This window comes from Bacillus sp. ok061 (genome assembly GCF_900108285.1).
GTDB classification, from domain to species: Bacteria; Bacillota; Bacilli; order Bacillales; family Bacillaceae_G; genus Bacillus_A; species Bacillus_A thuringiensis_S.
Genome location: NZ_FNUW01000003.1, coordinates 179,948 through 195,865, shown reverse-complemented (window position 1 = coordinate 195,865; position 15,918 = coordinate 179,948). Strand labels below are relative to the sequence as shown.

Below are 15,918 nucleotides of genomic sequence, written 5' to 3'. Positions count from 1 at the left end.
TTCTTAGCGGAATAATATTAAAATTTGGTTTTCACCCGTACGCTTTATAACGAAAAATCCATTTTCGGCTTTTGTAGCAATGCCATTGTCATTTGGACGACAATATCCATGCGTTTCGCAAGTGCCGTCATCACGTACTAACATTTGCCCAATTAATCCGACAGGAAGCCACTCGGCGCGATCTTTTCTTGCTACATATTTGCAAGCTGGATCCCATTCTGTATTTAAAAGAGGTTGTATTTCTTCTGATTCCGTCCATACATATTGGCGTTTTCCAAAGTTGTCTGTTTTATAGCGTTTTTGCCAACTTAAAGCCCCGCTATTTCCTATAAGTGCAGGGGTTGCACTAGATATTCCTAAAATGAACGAATCGTGTGAAGTAGCTATCCGAATTTTTTCTTCGCTACTAAATGTAACGAAATAACCGACATCAATAGGTTTATGACCTTCTGTTTCAAACATTTGTGCAAAATCCGTTCCGCTTGCATTGTAAGACGCGCCCTCAATATACATTTCTCCATTATGGGCAAGCCATTTAGCACCGATATTATGGTCGGTGTCGTTTGCACCATTTGCAATAAACCAGGAATAAGCTTCTTCTGCAGTGCCGAAGCGCCCCATAATATGGCTACCTGCAAAATGAGCTGTTGATGTATGATGACCTTCCGCATGAGAAGAGGAGCCGTTAGCGATAGTTGCGGTTCCTTCTGCGTGTGCTGCTTCGCCTAAAGCAGTCGTCTGTTTACCCTCCGCATGAGAATAAGCACCGCCTGCTGTCGTTTCACTTCCCTCACTATGCGAACTATGTCCAGTTGCTTTTGAGTTGGATCCTTCTGCATGAGAGAAAGAACCTTTTGCGTGTGTTAATAAGCCTTCCGCATGTGCTGCCATGCCCTCCGCATGAGAGTGAAGCCCCTCCGCATATGCATATCGGCCGCCCCTTTTAACTTTTGTATTTTCAGGTGTAGGTGTCTCAATTATGAGTGGTTTTTCAGTTTGTATATCATTCGATGAAGCTAATGCTTCTTTTATTTTTTTTACTTTGTTTATAATAGCAGCTGGAATTTCTGGTTCCACTTTTTTATTTATTGCTACAGAATTATTTTCTTCCGCCTTTTCTTCTGTTTGGTTAGAACGTAGTACCTGTTCATCTTGATTTGAGAGCTGTTTATTTTTTTGTTGCATCTTTATTTTTCTGCGATCGATTATGTGGTTCATCACAGCATTTTCTAAAGAGACATATGTTGGTTTTACTTTGCTTTTTTTTGATGACTCTTGTTCTTCTAGTTCTTCTATGGCTGCAGCCCGAATACTACACCAGTTGTTAATTCCGTACATGGGCAGATATAAAGGGGGAAATTTTCTTTTTTGTTTAGAAGATTTTTTCTTCATTCTGTCACCTCCTGCGACATTATATGTAAAGTAATTAAAAAAAGATGCACTTTATTGCATCTTTTTTTAATTACTTTACCTAGTTTTATATGAGATCTGCCTAAATAATACGGTAATCTCTCGCTAAGTAAGGTAGTTATGAAATTGGACGGAACTTCTCAGCGACAAAAGGTAAAGAAGACGGGACAGAGATAGTCTCCATTTCAGGATAACGTAATCCGGTTAATTTGCCACCAAATACAGCACCAGTATCAATATTGACTGTCTGATTGACGAATCGAGGTTCTTTTACTGGTGTATGTCCATATACAATCCAAGCTTGCCCCTTGTATTCTTGCGCCCAATCGCGACGGACAGGTGAGCCATCGGCATGCTTTTCTCCTGTAATATCGCCATATAATACAAAGGTTTGTACTTTTTTATCTCGTCTTCCTATGTAATCTTGCCGAATCCCAGCGTGACATACGATTACTTTTTTTTCATCTAGTATGTGGTAGAGTGGTGATTGTTCATAAAGAGTGATAAACTTTTCTTTTATAATGTTTTGCTTATGAGAGGGAAGTGCCTCATATTCAGCGACAGTTGTTTCAAGTCCGTGAGCGATTGTTACATTACGTCCAAGGAAAAATCGATATAGTTTATTACAGTGATTTCCAGGAGCGTAATAAGCTTCTTTTTTATGTATGACAAGTTCCCATACAATTTCGATCATACGTAATGAATGAGGACCACGGTCTGTAATATCACCAACGAATGCAAGTTTACGTTGTTCAGGGTGGATCGGTAGACCGCTACTCCAGTTATATCCTAGCTTCTCTGTTAAATTTTGAAACTCTTGGAAGCATCCATGAATATCTCCTATAATGTCATATTTCATATTTAAACCTCCATCGTATTTTTCATTAGTATATCTAAAAAAGGATAGAGATAAAAATATAGCGTTTTTGTGTTGTTCATTTAAACATAAAGCTTTTCGTTCTTGAGCGAATATTTAAAATGAATCCAATCGCAATCATGTATGTAAGCAGTGAACTTCCTCCGTAGCTCATAAGAGGTAATGTTATCCCTGTAATGGGAAGTAATCCGATTGTCATCCCGATATTTTGGAATACTTGGAAAGTAAACATTCCGATTGTACCAGCGCAAATGTAACTACCGAAAGGGTCATTACTTTCTAAAGCGATATGAATCATTCGAAAAATGAGTAAGAAAAAAAGTGAAATAATGACACTTGCGCCTAGAAATCCAAATTGTTCAGCGACATTAGTGAAAATAAAATCTGTATGTGGTTCTGGAAAATATACTTGTCCATTTTCCCACCCCTTTCCTTGCATTTCTCCGGATCCAGTCGCTAAGAATGCTTGTCTTAATTGATAGCCTTGCGCATCATATTTGTAAGGTGCCAACCATCCGTAGAAGCGATTTAATTGATATTCTTTTAAAATGTGTGCTTTAAAGAAATCTGTGTGAGTAAAAAAAATATATATTAATGTAGATCCAGCCACGAAAGTACCTGAAACTAATCCGAAAATAAAACGCCATCGTATGCCAGAAACTAGTATCATTGCTGCAAGCATCGCTGAAATGACCATTGTGTTTCCTAAATCTGGTTCTTTTGCAATAAGTAGTAGTGGTGGCAAGCTTGTCGCAAATATTTTTCCAAGTAATAAAAAATCGTCACGCATTGTTCGGGAAAAATATTTCTCATTATGATTTGCTATAATTCGTCCAATGACGATAATTAAAAACAATTTCATAATTTCAGAAGGCTGAAAATTTCCGATGCCTGGGAGCCTGTACCAAGCGGTAGCGCCTTTAATTGTAACGGCACCTGGTACTTGAAGTTCTAGTCCAATAAGTAGTACCATTGCAAAGCTATACAAATACCAAGCAATTTTTTGATAACGATCGAAATCGATAATCATAATAACACCAATGGCTATAAATCCAATGAAGTACCATTGGATTTGCTTGAGTACAAAATTGACGTTTTGTAAAAATGGCGGTAAGGAGGCTTGCGCACTTGCAATAGCACAACAACTAACAATCCCAATGGCAAATAAAATAAATAGTAATACGTAGTCTATTTGATATTGAGAATTTGAATCTTTCAATGTAGGTATTCCTTTCTACTGCTCTTTATAGTAATGGATTTTATCCCGCATTAATGGGCAGTAAGACCCCCACCTCAAAATTCAGCGAAAGCGAAGAAGTTAGGAGGGGGATCAACTGCCCGTAAAAGCCCGATTGGTTCAACTAATAATCAGTGGGGGATGAAGAAAACCCCCACTGATTAAAGTTTCACTTTATAGTATGAGAAAGAATGTATGAACTATACGAATGATTCACATATAGTCCATACACTTTTGATTTTGCAGAGTAGTTTAATTGTTTAACTCTTTAATAATTATATCCAAACAATGGGCAAGACGTACATGTGCGTCAGGAAAAATATCTAGTTGATGAAGGTAGTATTTTAAGGAACTTTTACACCATTTGTAAGCACTAAGTAGAGCTGTTCTATAGTCTGTAGTATTTTGTAAAAATCCATATTCTTTTGCTGTTATAACGAGGTGTGTGAAATCTTCGCAACCTTGAAGTAGTTTATTGTGTATTTGTTGTCCAGCATGGTAGCGAAATTGACTTAAAGGCTCAGAAATGTATATTGCATTTCCTTTAGAAAGTAAAGAAATCCATGAGGCCATATCAACACTACAAGAATATTGTCGCTCTTTAAGGGTGCCAAAAGGTTCAGTGAGCAAGTTCTTTCGAAACAAAGTAGTTGTAGGTTCGCCGATAATGTTGTGGCCGGCCTTTAGCATCCAGTCGCCTAAAAATATTCCGTTTAATGGGGTATCTTCGCTATATAACTTTTGTGTTGGATGGGCATCGCCGATTAGATTTCCATAATCATCAATACGTACTCGATAAGAAGTAACAAGAGCAAGATCTTTATTGGAATCTTGCTCAAAATAGGCCATCATTTTTTGTATTTTATGCTTATAAAACACGTCATCGTCCATTAAAAAATTTATATACTCACCATTTGATTTTTCTATGAGCATAAGGTCATTCTGAAATTGTCCTAGAGTAGAGATATTTCGAATGTATGTTATATTTTTATAATTTGGTAAGTATTGTTCATGTATTAGAGTTGCTGTTTCATCATTTGTACTATCATCTCCAATGATGATTTCAATATTTGAATAAGTTTGTGCCAATGCACTTTCTAGAGCGATTTTGAAATAATGGGGTCGATTATAAGTGGGAATAAGGATAGAAACGAGAGGTAGATTCTTTTCACTCGCCATACATAACTTCCTTTCAGAAGCTTTTTTTTGTAAGAACAATATCTTGGTAACTTGTATATTCATGTCTGCCGCACCATAAACCGTAATGCGGCTTATTGATTATTTCTAGGCCGTACTTATTCAATAGATTGCAAATATCTGTCTCAGGATAAGCAACTGCGAAATTCGGAATATCTTTATTTACAACGTAGCAATTTTCGATTCGATGATAAAAACCTAATGTACTTTGTCCTGCATTTAAATAATAGGACGATTCAGGATTTATAAGAAAGAATGTAATGAAACATCTCCCGTCTTTTTTTAATACACGTACAATTTCAGATACGTAATGTTCTAATTCTTTTGGGAGAAGATGCGTAAATACAGAAGTTAAAAAGATAAAATCGAATGTCCCGTCTTCATAGGGGAAACGATATTGAGAGGCATCTTCTTTTCCTTCTGGATTATAGAATTGATTGTATATGTCAACATGTTCAAAGTGAAAATTATTACGCATAGTTGAAATGTTATTTTGACACCAAGTAATTCCATCTTTAAACAAATCAAATCCATAATACGCTCCATCATCATTTAAGTAATTCAATAATGGTACAGCCATTCGACCGACGCCGCAGCCTACATCTAATACTTTTTCATTTGGTTTTAAAGCGCCAATTTGAATAAAATGCTTTAGGAACTCTTTTCCAACTTTTTTGAAGTCGCCACCTACATATTGGACGAGTTCAGGAGGGGGGAGTAAAGTCATTTCTTTGTTAAGTTCACTCATGAGTATACCCCTTTCTTGTATGAGAAGATGCAGTAAATCTATTAATAAAATTTTCAATTTGTAGTGAGAGAACAAAGGAAAACAATTGTTATATGTAAGGAGATTCCGAAAAAGAATACTTAATTGGATTAGAAGTGAGAGAAGGATGAGTGAAAATGAAATCTCCTATAGATTAAATCTTTTTTATTCTTTTCTCCAATAAACGCCAAATACATCAATTTTAGTAATAGGGGCTTTTAAATTTCGTTGGTTTCTAAAGTCTGTCACAGCCTCAGCGCATGGCGGTAGCCCGTAGTCATCGATAATTATATAGCCACCTTTAGAAACTTTATCATATAAGTTCACGAGACCATCCATTGTGGATTCGTACATATCACCATCAAGCCGTGCAATTGCTATTTTTTCAATTGGTGCTGTTGGTAAAGTATCTTTAAACCAGCCTTTTAAAAATTTCACTTGATCATTTAGTAAATCATATTTTTTGAAATTCTCTTGTACTTGTTCTAAAGAGACGCGTAAGTAATCGAATGTGTGCAAATAATCACCGTAATCTTTTGGATATTGTTCTAGATTCGGTGCTGGCAAACCTTCAAATGAATCAGCGACCCACACATTACGATTCGTAATGTTGTTTGCTTGTAAAAAACCATTCATAAAAATGCACGATCCTCCGCGCCATACACCTGTTTCAATAAAATCTCCCTCTATATTTTCACGAACAACGGTTTCCATTGCCTCTTGTAATTGGTTCATACGTTCTCGACCGATCATGCTATGTGCTGCTCTTGGCCAATCCATTCCATCATGGCGTTCACTTTTTGAAACATTTGGTTTTACAATTTTTAAGTTATGGTTTTCAGCATATTGCTTAATGAATAAAGGGAGGGGGACTGTAACTGGCTCGAATTCTAGTTCTTTTGAAATATGTAGAGATGCGGGTAAGTATGCCTCATATTCTAACCATATTTCAAATAAAATGGTCTTCTTTAGCAATTCGAGATAAAGCTGAACAGCAGATTTACTTTCCATATTTGTGCCTCCTGCAAAATGTCATACAACAATATGATTATGTAGATAGCGAATGTTTCATGATTGAATTTGAAATTGAAAAAGCAGTAAAACTGATATCAGTTTTACTGCTAAGTAAAAAATTAAGCAACTTTTTCAATAATAATGGATGCACTCGTACCAAGAGCTAATGATAGCCCAAGCCCTGTAACAATTACTTCAACCAATGATGGAGTTGTCGTAATTTGCGTAATTGCTTGAATAACGATAGGTGCTCCAATTGAAATTAAACTCGTTCCAGTACCTGGTACAGGTACTCCGTTCACTTGAATTGTAAGGCCACCTAATAGACTTACTGCTGCAGTGTATACGATAACAGTAATTTTATAGAATCCAGTTTCACTAATTACGAAAGTATCAGCATCTAATTGAGAAATTGCTGTACCAAACTGAGATCCAACAGTATTAAATGGTACTGGATCATTAATTCCTAGATCTAAAGAAATCCCGCCAGAGTTAAATGCATATAATCCTGCTGGAAGTCCTAATCCGGATGGTCCAGTCGGTCCAGTAGCCCCCGTAGGTCCAGTAGCTCCAGTCGGTCCGGTAGCCCCCGTGTCACCAGTCGGCCCAGTCGGTCCAGTAGCCCCCGTGTCACCAGTCGGCCCAGTCGGTCCAGTAGCTCCAGTGTCACCAGTCGGCCCAGTCGGTCCAGTAGCCCCAGTAGCCCCAGTGTCACCAGTAGGCCCCGTAAGTCCAGTAGCCCCCGTGTTACCAGTCGGCCCAGTCGGTCCAGTAGCCCCCGTGTCACCAGTCGGCCCAGTCGGTCCAGTAGCTCCAGTGTCACCAGTCGGCCCAGTCGGTCCAGTAGCCCCCGTGTCACCAGTAGGCCCAGTAGGCCCAGTTATTCCAGTTCCTCCGCCAGTAGGTCCAGTAGGTCCAGTAGGCCCCGTAGGTACAGTCGGCCCAGTAGGTCCGGTCGGCCCCGTAGGCCCGGTAGGTCCAGTCGGAAGGGTAAACGGTGGTATCGGTGGTAATGTTGGTCCTACAAGATTAGGGTCAAATGCACTAGCTGATAAAGATTCATCGGGATTTAATCCATTTGAATAATTATTATTTGACATAAATTCACCTCCATAAAGCGTTCATTATATAGTAGATGCAAAACCGAAAGAAAATGACACGGACATTTGAATTATTGAAAAGAAATCTTAAACTACTTGAACAATTTAAAAAAATGGAAAGTTTAGTATATGTATAACATATGATTGATTTGGAAGAGGGTGATTATGTTGAACAAGCAAGGAATTACAATTAGTTTATGTATGATTGTTCGAGATGAGGAGGAGACAATAGCCCGTTGTTTAGAGACAGTTGAGAAAATTGTGGATGAAATTATAGTAGTTGATACAGGTTCCGTCGATCGAACGAAAGAAATCGTAGAGAAATACACTTCTAACATATATGATTTCCAGTGGATTGATGATTTTGCGGCAGCAAGAAATTTTTCTTTTTCAAAAGCGACGCAAGAGTATATATTGTGGCTAGATGCAGATGACGTATTATTAGAAGATGCTCAAGAAGCATTGAAACTCTTAAAAATAGAATTAGATCCTAAATTTGATGCTGTTTCGATGCCTTATCATCTTGCGATGGATTCTAATGGGAAACCTTTATATTGTACAAAAAGAAATCGACTTGTAAAGCGTGAAAAACAATTTCAATGGTTTGGAAAGGTTCATGAGTATTTAGCTATTGCCGGTGAGACTTTTAGTAGTAAAGTTGCTATTACACATAAAAAAGAAAAAAAAGTAACAAATCGTAATTTGAAAATTTTTCAAAATACTGTAGCTGCAGGGGAAGAATTGAGTTCGAGGGATTTGTTTTATTACGCAAATGAATCTATGGATAACCAAAAATATGATGATGCAGTTCTTCTTTATGAAACATTTCTTAATCAAGACGAAGGATGGTATGAAGAGAAAATTTATGCATGTGGTAAGTTAGGAGATTGCTATGCGAAGCTCGGAATGTGGGAGAAGGCAATCGAATCTTGTGTGAAGTCGTTTCGGTATGACGTCCCTAGAGGAGAGAATTGTACAAGAATAGGATATATATATATGGAACAAGAAAAATATAATGAAGCGATATTTTGGTTTAAACTTGCAACGGAAGTACCAATGGCAACGGAAAGTCCTTTTCATAGTCCAGCTAGCTACACATGGCTACCCTATTTACAAATGTGTATTTGTTATAGCAGGTTAGGGGAGCAGGATAAAGCGTATTATTACAATGAATTAGCAGCTTCTTATGTTCCGAATAATGCTGCAATTGAATATAACCGTAAATATTTTCGGGGAGTTTTTGATAAACCATATAAAGCGTAATAGGTTTCGTTTTTTAGAAATGATTTATCGTTATTCTAACTCTAATAGATTGGTTATATATTAGAGTATCAGTAACGTAACCAATATAGATAAAAAATTTTATAAAGCTATTTGCGGGCTAATAATCAGTGGGGGATGAACAAAATCTGCACTTTATAGAATTCATATGAGATTTATATTTCTAATTCAATTTGCATAAGGAGTGTGTGAAATGAATCGCGAAAAAAGTTCTTTATATGAAGAAAAATCCGAGCATTATTATAATGCAGCGAATCCGAATTTATTAAAGCATATAAAAAAGGAATGGAAAGAAGTTCTTGATATTGGTTGCTCGAGCGGTGCATTGGGAGCAGCTATTAAAGAAAATGGTACACGTGTATCAGGAATCGAGGCATTTCCAGAGGCTGCAGAAAAAGCGAAAGAAAGACTAGATCATGTTATTTTAGGGGATATAGAAAAAATAGATCTTCCTTATGAGGAGGGGCAATTTGATTGCATCCTATTTGGAGATGTATTAGAGCATTTATTTGATCCGTGGGCTGTGATTGAAAAGGTTAAGCCATATATAAAGCAAAATGGTGTGATTTTAGCAAGTATACCAAACGTTGCTCATATTTCAGTATTAGCTCCCTTACTTGCCGGAAATTGGACGTATACAGAATATGGTTTATTAGATAAAACACATATTCGTTTCTTTACATTTAATGAAATGCTAAGAATGTTTTTAAAAGCAGGATATGTTATTAGTAAAGTAGATCGTGTATATGTTGATCATAAAATGTATGAGCCACTTATTGAGGAGTTATATGGAATTTGTAAAAAATATCGTCTTGGAAGTGGCTTCATGGCTGAGACAGTTGTATTTCAGTATATTATTGAAGCTGAAAAATCACAATTATGAGTGCTGCAGACAAAACAATATTATTTGTTACATGTATAAATGATCGGAAATTGTATGCAAACTGCGTGCGACATATATTGCAATTGTTAGTACCGCCAGGGTATATTGTCCAATTTATGCCGATTCGAAATGCGAAAAGTATGACGAGTGGATACAATCAAGCCATTTCGCATCCAGCGAAGTATAAAGTTTATTTACATCAAGATGTTTTTATTATAAATAGGGCTTTTTTATACGGATTACTTCAATTATTTGAGGAACATGAACACCTTGGGATGATTGGGATGGTTGGAGCGCAATATGTTCCTCCGACTGGTGTATGGAACGAAGGGCGTGGAATTGTAGGAAAGGTCATTGGTTATATGAATGATTTGTTTTATATGGCAAGTTTAGAACAACCGTATCATGAATCAAAAACATTTATTCCTGTAGAATGTATTGACGGTTTATTAATGGCGACACAATATGATGTTCCGTGGCGAGAAGACTTATTTGACGGATTTGACTTTTATGATGTATCTCAATCATTTGAATTTAAAAAAGCAGGATATACAGTCGGTGTACCTGTACAGCGCGATGCTTGGTGTATCCATTATCATTTTGATGTGAATATGACGAACTATGAAAAGTATCGGGAAATATTTGTGGAACACTATATGTCAGAGGTAAATAAGGAAGAATAAAAGGGGGGACAAAAATGAAAGATCATACAATATTAGTTGTTGTTTGTGTAAATAATGAAGAGCTTTTCAAACAATGTGAGAGTCAAATAAGAAACATTTTTGTTCCCCCTGGCTATGTCGTACAAATTTTTCCGATACGAGATGCACAAAGTATGGCAAGTGCATACAACCGAGCCCTTTCATATCCAGCGAAATACAAAGTGTATATACATCAAGATACATATCTTATTAATCGAGACATGTTTTCTACACTTATATCTCTTTTTAAAGAAAATGAAAAGCTTGGTTTAATAGGAGTCGCTGGGGCTCAGTTTTTACCGAATAACGGGATATGGTGGGAAGGAAAAAATTTAGTAGGGAAAGTGATTGAATACAGAAGACAGAATTATCAATTATTAAATTTAGATCAGGTTTTTTATGGTAATCAACCATTTTTATCAGTTCAGGCAATTGATGGTTTATTCATGGCAACGCAGTATGATATTCCGTGGCGAGAAGATTTGTTTCAAGGGTTTCACTTTTATGATGTGTCACAGTCTTTAGAGTTTCAAAGGGCTGGTTATTTAATCGGTATCCCAAATCAAGCAAATTTATGGTGTATTCATTACAACGGGGATGAGTTTGATGCGGATACATATGAGAAGTACCGGAAAGTGTTTATAGAACATTACAAAGATATATTATCTCCATCATAAAGGAGAGATGCAGGGTGAAAGGAATTATTTTAGCAGGTGGTACTGGATCGAGATTATATCCAATAACGAAAGTAACGAATAAACATTTACTTCCTGTTGGTCGGTATCCGATGATTTATCATGCGGTATATAAGCTAAAACAATGCGATATTACAGATATTATGATTATTACAGGTAAAGAGCATATGGGGAATGTTGTTAGCTTTTTAGGGAGTGGTCATGAATTTGGCGTGTCCTTTACGTATCGAGTACAAGATAAAGCGGGCGGGATCGCACAGGCGTTAGGGCTTTGTGAAGATTTCGTCGGGAATGATCGTATGGTAGTTATATTAGGGGATAATATTTTTTCAGATGATATTCTTCCGTATGTTGAAGAGTTTACAAATCAAAAAGAAGGTGCGAAAGTACTATTGCAATCTGTAGAAGATCCCGAAAGATTTGGCGTAGCACATATTCAAAACCGAAAAATAGTTGAAATTGAAGAAAAGCCGAAAGAGCCGAAAAGCTCTTATGCTGTTACGGGAATTTATTTGTATGATTCGAAAGTCTTTTCTTATATTAAAGAATTAAAACCTTCTGCACGGGGAGAACTTGAAATTACAGATATAAATAATTGGTATTTAAAACGAGGGGTACTTACTTATAATGAAATGAGCGGCTGGTGGACTGATGCGGGAACTCACGCTTCGCTTCAAAAGGCGAATACGTTAGCACGGGATATTAATTTTGGGAAACAGTTTAACGGAGAATAGGTGAGAATATGAAAGTTGTAGAAACAAATTTTACCGATGCAAAATTGTTAGAACCGAGGTTGTTTGGAGACGAGCGTGGCTTTTTTTCAGAGAGCTATAATAAGCAGGTGCTAGAAACATTAGGGATAACGTATACATTTGTACAGGATAACGTATCTTATTCGGCTAAGGCAGGAACGATTCGGGGACTACACTTTCAAAAAAAACCGAAAGCACAAACGAAACTCATTCAAGTTATGCAAGGGGCAATTTATGATGTTATCGTTGATTTACGAAAAAAATCACCAACATTTAAACAATGGAAAGGATATATTTTAAGTGCAGATAACCATCGGCAATTACTAGTGCCAAAAGGGTTTGCGCATGGATTTTGCACGCTTGTTCCGCATACTATCGTTATGTATAAAGTAGATGAATATTATAGCGCAGAGCATGACTCAGGATTACTTTGGGAAGATAAAGATTTAGCAATTCCTTGGCCAGTAACCGATCCTATATTGTCCGATAAGGATCAGATATTACCATTACTAGAGGAATATGAAGATAGTTTTTAAGTAGGAGCGTTGTTTATGAATATATTAGTAACAGGTGGGGCTGGATTTATTGGAAGTAATTTCGTTCATTACATGCTACAAAGTTATGAAACATATAAAATTATTAATTACGATGCATTAACATATAGCGGGAATTTAAATAACGTAAAATCTCTTCAGAATCACCCGAATTACTCTTTTGTAAAAGGGGAAATTCAAAATGGAGAGCTATTAGAACACGTTATAAAAGAGCGAGACGTACAAGTGATTGTAAATTTTGCAGCTGAATCACATGTGGACCGTAGTATTGAAAATCCGATTCCTTTTTATGATACAAATGTAATTGGGACGGTCACTTTATTAGAACTAGTTAAAAAATATTCGCATATAAAACTTGTGCAAGTATCAACGGATGAAGTGTATGGCTCTTTAGGGAAAACAGGGAAATTCACAGAGAAAACGCCGTTAGCTCCAAATAGTCCATATTCTTCAAGTAAGGCGAGCGCGGACCTGATAGCTCTATCTTACTATAAAACATATCAATTACCGGTTATAGTAACGCGTTGTTCTAACAATTATGGGCCTTACCAGTATCCCGAGAAATTAATTCCGTTAATGGTTACGAATGCACTGGAAGGAAAAAAACTACCGTTATATGGTGATGGTTTAAATGTAAGAGATTGGTTACATGTAACGGATCATTGTAGTGCGATTGACGTTGTTCTGCATAAGGGACGTGTGGGAGAAGTATATAATATAGGTGGAAATAATGAAAAAACAAATGTAGAAGTTGTGGAACAAATTATTACTCTTTTAGGAAAAACAAAAAAAGACATCGAATATGTTACAGATCGTTTAGGGCACGATCGTCGTTATGCGATTGATGCGGAGAAAATGAAGAATGAATTTGATTGGGAACCGAAATATACGTTTGAACAAGGATTACAAGAGACGGTGAAATGGTATGAAAAGAATAAGGAATGGTGGAAACTACTAAAAGACCAGTAAGGGGCATGTTAAATGAAAGAGAGGGTTATCATAACAGGAGCAAACGGCCAATTAGGAAAGCAACTATTTGAAGAGTTAAACTCTGAAGAATATGATATATATCCATTTGATAAAAAGCTATTAGATGTGACAAATATATCCCGAATACAACAAGTGGTACAAGAAATAAAACCACATATAATTATTCATTGTGCTGCCTATACGAAAGTAGATCATGCGGAGAAAGAACAGGATCTTGCATATAGAATAAATGCAATCGGAGCTCGAAATGTAGCGGTCGCTTCACAATTAGTAGGAGCGAAACTAGTTTATATTAGTACTGATTATGTATTTCAAGGCGCCAGACCAGAGGGATACGATGAATTTCATAGTCCAGCGCCGATAAATATATATGGAGCCTCTAAGTATGCGGGGGAGCAGTTCGTCAAAGAGTTACATAATAAATATTTTATCGTTCGCACATCGTGGCTATATGGTAAATATGGAAATAATTTTGTGAAAACGATGATGCGATTAGGAAAAGAAAGAGATGAAATATCTGTTGTAGCGGATCAAGTTGGCTCTCCTACGTATGTGGCGGATTTAAATATAGTTATTAATAAGCTCATTCATACTTCTTTATACGGTACATACCACGTATCAAACAGAGGCTCATGCTCTTGGTTTGAATTTGCACAAAAGATATTTTCGTATACAAATATGAAAGTGAATGTATTACCTGTTTCAACGGAAGAATTCGGGGCTGCGGCTGCGAGGCCCAAATATTCTATCTTTCAACATAACATGCTACGATTAAATGGTTTTTTACAAATGCCGTCTTGGGAAGAAGGGTTAGAGCGCTTTTTTATAGAAACCAAAAGTCATTAACAAATTTCTGTTAATGACTTTTTTGTTTGCCTTTAAGCGGTTTTATGGTACTATAATTATAGTATCAGGTACTAATAACAAGTATAAGTATTTCTGGGAGGATATATCATGGAACTATTACAAGGGAAAACATTTGTTGTTATGGGCGTTGCGAACCAAAGAAGTATTGCGTGGGGAATTGCTCGCTCTTTGCATAATGCAGGTGCAAAATTAATCTTCACATATGCAGGAGAACGTTTAGAAAGAAACGTTCGTGAATTAGCGGATACATTAGAAGGACAAGAATCACTTGTATTACCTTGTGATGTAACAAATGATGAGGAACTTACAGCTTGCTTTGAAACAATTAAACAAGAAGTAGGTACTATTCACGGTGTAGCACATTGTATTGCTTTTGCAAATCGCGATGACTTAAAAGGTGAATTTGTAGATACTTCTCGCGATGGATTTTTACTTGCACAAAATATTAGTGCATTCTCTTTAACAGCTGTAGCAAGAGAAGCGAAGAAAGTAATGACAGAAGGCGGAAATATTTTAACGTTAACATACCTTGGCGGCGAGCGCGTTGTGAAAAATTATAACGTTATGGGTGTTGCGAAAGCTTCATTAGAAGCGAGCGTGAAATATTTAGCGAACGATTTAGGTCAACATGGTATTCGCGTCAACGCTATTTCTGCAGGACCAATTCGTACGTTATCTGCAAAAGGTGTAGGCGATTTCAACTCAATCTTAAGAGAAATTGAGGAGCGCGCACCACTTCGTCGTACAACAACTCCAGAAGAAGTTGGCGATACAGCAGTATTCCTATTCAGTGATTTAGCACGTGGTGTAACAGGAGAAAACATTCACGTTGATTCAGGGTATCATATCCTAGGATAAATATAATATTAATTTTTAAAGGACAATCTCTAAATGCTGAGATTGTCCTTTTTATTTGTTCTTAGAAAGCACGATTTTTAACGAAAGTTCTTACCACATGATGAATATAACTATAATAGTACACAATTTATTCAGCTACGTATGGAAGTGGGAGGGACGAGTGTGAAGAATAAAAATAAAAGTTCAACAGTTGGAAAACCGTTGTTATATATTGCTCAAGTAAGTTTAGAACTTGCTGCACCGAAAATAAAAAGGATTATCCTGACAAACTTTGAAAATGAAGATCAAAAAGAGCAAAGTAATAGACAAGAAAATATTGTAAGCAGTGCTGTGGAAGAGGTAATAGAACAAGAACAACAAGAAGAGCAGCAAGTGGAAGAAAAAATAGAAGAAGAGGAAAAAGAAGAACACGCAGAACAAGAAGAGAAAGAACAGCAAGAGCCAGTAAGAACTGTCCCGTATAATAAATCATTTAAGGATATGAATAATGAAGAAAAAATTCATTTTTTATTAAACCGCCCTCATTACATTCCAAAAGTAAGGTGCAGAATAAAAACAGCTACAGTTTCTTATGTGGGATCGATCATATCGTATCGTAATGGCATTGTATCTATTATGCCGCAAAATAGTATGAGAGATATTAGGTTGTCTATAGATGATATCCAATCGATTAGTATGGCCGGCTTTTAAATATGTAAAGGTGGTAGAAAGCTTCTACCACCCCAATAGTTTTTTA

Annotated in this window: 17 protein-coding genes; 10 read left to right on the top strand and 7 right to left on the bottom strand. The window is 36.6% G+C overall.

What is annotated here, in order from left to right; all coding sequences use genetic code 11:
• Window positions 1-3: 3 nt before the first annotated feature.
• The 7 genes from C4S65_RS06050 to C4S65_RS06015 all read right to left on the bottom strand — a co-directional run bounded on the left by C4S65_RS06050 (window position 4) and on the right by C4S65_RS06015 (window position 7,601).
• Complete coding sequence (locus tag C4S65_RS06050) at window positions 4-1,392, bottom strand: peptidase G2 autoproteolytic cleavage domain-containing protein (protein ID WP_098535931.1); 1,389 nt, start codon at window positions 1,390-1,392, stop codon at window positions 4-6.
• Between the two features lie 136 nt (window positions 1,393-1,528).
• Complete coding sequence (gene prpE / locus C4S65_RS06045) at window positions 1,529-2,269, bottom strand: bis(5'-nucleosyl)-tetraphosphatase PrpE (RefSeq protein ID WP_000872690.1); 741 nt, start codon at window positions 2,267-2,269, stop codon at window positions 1,529-1,531.
• A gap of 76 nt (window positions 2,270-2,345) precedes the next feature.
• A complete protein-coding gene (locus C4S65_RS06040; protein WP_000655326.1) occupies window positions 2,346-3,506 on the bottom strand; it encodes an FtsW/RodA/SpoVE family cell cycle protein in 1,161 nt (386 codons plus the stop codon).
• 270 nt (window positions 3,507-3,776) lie between these two features.
• Entirely contained in the window at window positions 3,777-4,703 is a 927-nt protein-coding gene (locus C4S65_RS06030; protein WP_000135608.1) for a glycosyltransferase family 2 protein, read from the bottom strand.
• 13 nt (window positions 4,704-4,716) lie between these two features.
• Window positions 4,717-5,469: a class I SAM-dependent methyltransferase gene (locus C4S65_RS06025; RefSeq protein ID WP_001292838.1), complete on the bottom strand. Its 753-nt coding sequence runs from the start codon at window positions 5,467-5,469 to the stop codon at window positions 4,717-4,719.
• Between the two features lie 183 nt (window positions 5,470-5,652).
• Complete coding sequence (locus C4S65_RS06020; RefSeq protein ID WP_000444386.1) at window positions 5,653-6,498, bottom strand: TylF/MycF family methyltransferase; 846 nt, start codon at window positions 6,496-6,498, stop codon at window positions 5,653-5,655.
• 122 nt (window positions 6,499-6,620) lie between these two features.
• Entirely contained in the window at window positions 6,621-7,601 is a 981-nt protein-coding gene (locus tag C4S65_RS06015) for an exosporium leader peptide-containing protein (RefSeq protein WP_103945166.1), read from the bottom strand.
• A gap of 165 nt (window positions 7,602-7,766) precedes the next feature.
• On the opposite strand from C4S65_RS06015, the gene C4S65_RS06010 reads away from it, so the two are divergent.
• The 10 genes from C4S65_RS06010 to C4S65_RS05965 all read left to right on the top strand — a co-directional run bounded on the left by C4S65_RS06010 (window position 7,767) and on the right by C4S65_RS05965 (window position 15,872).
• On the top strand, window positions 7,767-8,864 hold the full coding sequence (locus C4S65_RS06010) for a glycosyltransferase family 2 protein (RefSeq protein ID WP_000932911.1): 1,098 nt from the start codon (window positions 7,767-7,769) through the stop codon (window positions 8,862-8,864).
• A 211-nt stretch (window positions 8,865-9,075) separates the two neighbouring features.
• The gene (locus C4S65_RS06005; RefSeq protein ID WP_061666490.1) at window positions 9,076-9,765 is read left to right on the top strand and encodes a class I SAM-dependent methyltransferase; all 690 of its coding nucleotides are present in this window, start codon (window positions 9,076-9,078) and stop codon (window positions 9,763-9,765) included.
• Window positions 9,762-10,448, top strand: a complete 687-nt coding sequence (locus C4S65_RS06000; protein ID WP_001271181.1) for a glycosyltransferase family protein — start codon at window positions 9,762-9,764, stop codon at window positions 10,446-10,448. Before C4S65_RS06005 ends, C4S65_RS06000 begins: the two co-directional genes overlap by 4 nt.
• Window positions 10,449-10,462: 14 nt before the next feature.
• The gene (locus C4S65_RS05995; protein ID WP_000651523.1) at window positions 10,463-11,143 is read left to right on the top strand and encodes a glycosyltransferase family protein; all 681 of its coding nucleotides are present in this window, start codon (window positions 10,463-10,465) and stop codon (window positions 11,141-11,143) included.
• Window positions 11,144-11,157: 14 nt separating this feature from the next.
• Window positions 11,158-11,895 (top strand): sugar phosphate nucleotidyltransferase, encoded by a 738-nt coding sequence (locus C4S65_RS05990; RefSeq protein ID WP_000676169.1) that lies wholly within the window; start codon window positions 11,158-11,160, stop codon window positions 11,893-11,895.
• An 8-nt stretch (window positions 11,896-11,903) separates the two neighbouring features.
• Window positions 11,904-12,449 carry a dTDP-4-dehydrorhamnose 3,5-epimerase gene (gene rfbC, locus C4S65_RS05985; RefSeq protein ID WP_000869419.1) on the top strand — a complete coding sequence of 182 codons (546 nt, stop codon included), beginning with the start codon at window positions 11,904-11,906 and terminating at the stop codon, window positions 12,447-12,449.
• A 15-nt stretch (window positions 12,450-12,464) separates the two neighbouring features.
• Window positions 12,465-13,436, top strand: coding sequence for a dTDP-glucose 4,6-dehydratase (gene rfbB, locus C4S65_RS05980; RefSeq protein WP_001024180.1), 972 nt, complete (start codon window positions 12,465-12,467; stop codon window positions 13,434-13,436).
• Between the two features lie 12 nt (window positions 13,437-13,448).
• Entirely contained in the window at window positions 13,449-14,303 is an 855-nt protein-coding gene (rfbD, locus tag C4S65_RS05975) for a dTDP-4-dehydrorhamnose reductase (protein ID WP_000664662.1), read from the top strand.
• A gap of 108 nt (window positions 14,304-14,411) precedes the next feature.
• Window positions 14,412-15,182: an enoyl-ACP reductase FabI gene (gene fabI / locus C4S65_RS05970; protein WP_000421885.1), complete on the top strand. Its 771-nt coding sequence runs from the start codon at window positions 14,412-14,414 to the stop codon at window positions 15,180-15,182.
• Window positions 15,183-15,323: 141 nt separating this feature from the next.
• Complete coding sequence (locus tag C4S65_RS05965) at window positions 15,324-15,872, top strand: spore coat CotO family protein (protein ID WP_003306532.1); 549 nt, start codon at window positions 15,324-15,326, stop codon at window positions 15,870-15,872.
• The last annotated feature ends 46 nt before the right edge of the window (window positions 15,873-15,918 follow it).

Excerpts from the sequence above, each read along its gene's own strand:
- prpE (WP_000872690.1), bottom strand. The coding sequence starts at position 2,269 with ATGAAATATGACATTATAGGAGATATTCATGGATGCTTCCAAGAGTTT.
- C4S65_RS06020 (WP_000444386.1), bottom strand. The coding sequence starts at position 6,498 with ATGGAAAGTAAATCTGCTGTTCAGCTTTATCTCGAATTGCTAAAGAAG.
- C4S65_RS06000 (WP_001271181.1), top strand. The coding sequence starts at position 9,762 with ATGAGTGCTGCAGACAAAACAATATTATTTGTTACATGTATAAATGAT.
- C4S65_RS06030 (WP_000135608.1), bottom strand. The coding sequence starts at position 4,703 with ATGGCGAGTGAAAAGAATCTACCTCTCGTTTCTATCCTTATTCCCACT.
- C4S65_RS06050 (WP_098535931.1), bottom strand. The coding sequence starts at position 1,392 with ATGAAGAAAAAATCTTCTAAACAAAAAAGAAAATTTCCCCCTTTATAT.
- rfbB (WP_001024180.1), top strand. The coding sequence starts at position 12,465 with ATGAATATATTAGTAACAGGTGGGGCTGGATTTATTGGAAGTAATTTC.
- C4S65_RS06005 (WP_061666490.1), top strand. The coding sequence starts at position 9,076 with ATGAATCGCGAAAAAAGTTCTTTATATGAAGAAAAATCCGAGCATTAT.
- C4S65_RS05965 (WP_003306532.1), top strand. The coding sequence starts at position 15,324 with ATGGAAGTGGGAGGGACGAGTGTGAAGAATAAAAATAAAAGTTCAACA.
- C4S65_RS05995 (WP_000651523.1), top strand. The coding sequence starts at position 10,463 with ATGAAAGATCATACAATATTAGTTGTTGTTTGTGTAAATAATGAAGAG.
- rfbD (WP_000664662.1), top strand. The coding sequence starts at position 13,449 with ATGAAAGAGAGGGTTATCATAACAGGAGCAAACGGCCAATTAGGAAAG.
- rfbC (WP_000869419.1), top strand. The coding sequence starts at position 11,904 with ATGAAAGTTGTAGAAACAAATTTTACCGATGCAAAATTGTTAGAACCG.
- fabI (WP_000421885.1), top strand. The coding sequence starts at position 14,412 with ATGGAACTATTACAAGGGAAAACATTTGTTGTTATGGGCGTTGCGAAC.
- C4S65_RS06025 (WP_001292838.1), bottom strand. The coding sequence starts at position 5,469 with ATGAGTGAACTTAACAAAGAAATGACTTTACTCCCCCCTCCTGAACTC.
- C4S65_RS06015 (WP_103945166.1), bottom strand. The coding sequence starts at position 7,601 with ATGTCAAATAATAATTATTCAAATGGATTAAATCCCGATGAATCTTTA.
- C4S65_RS06010 (WP_000932911.1), top strand. The coding sequence starts at position 7,767 with ATGTTGAACAAGCAAGGAATTACAATTAGTTTATGTATGATTGTTCGA.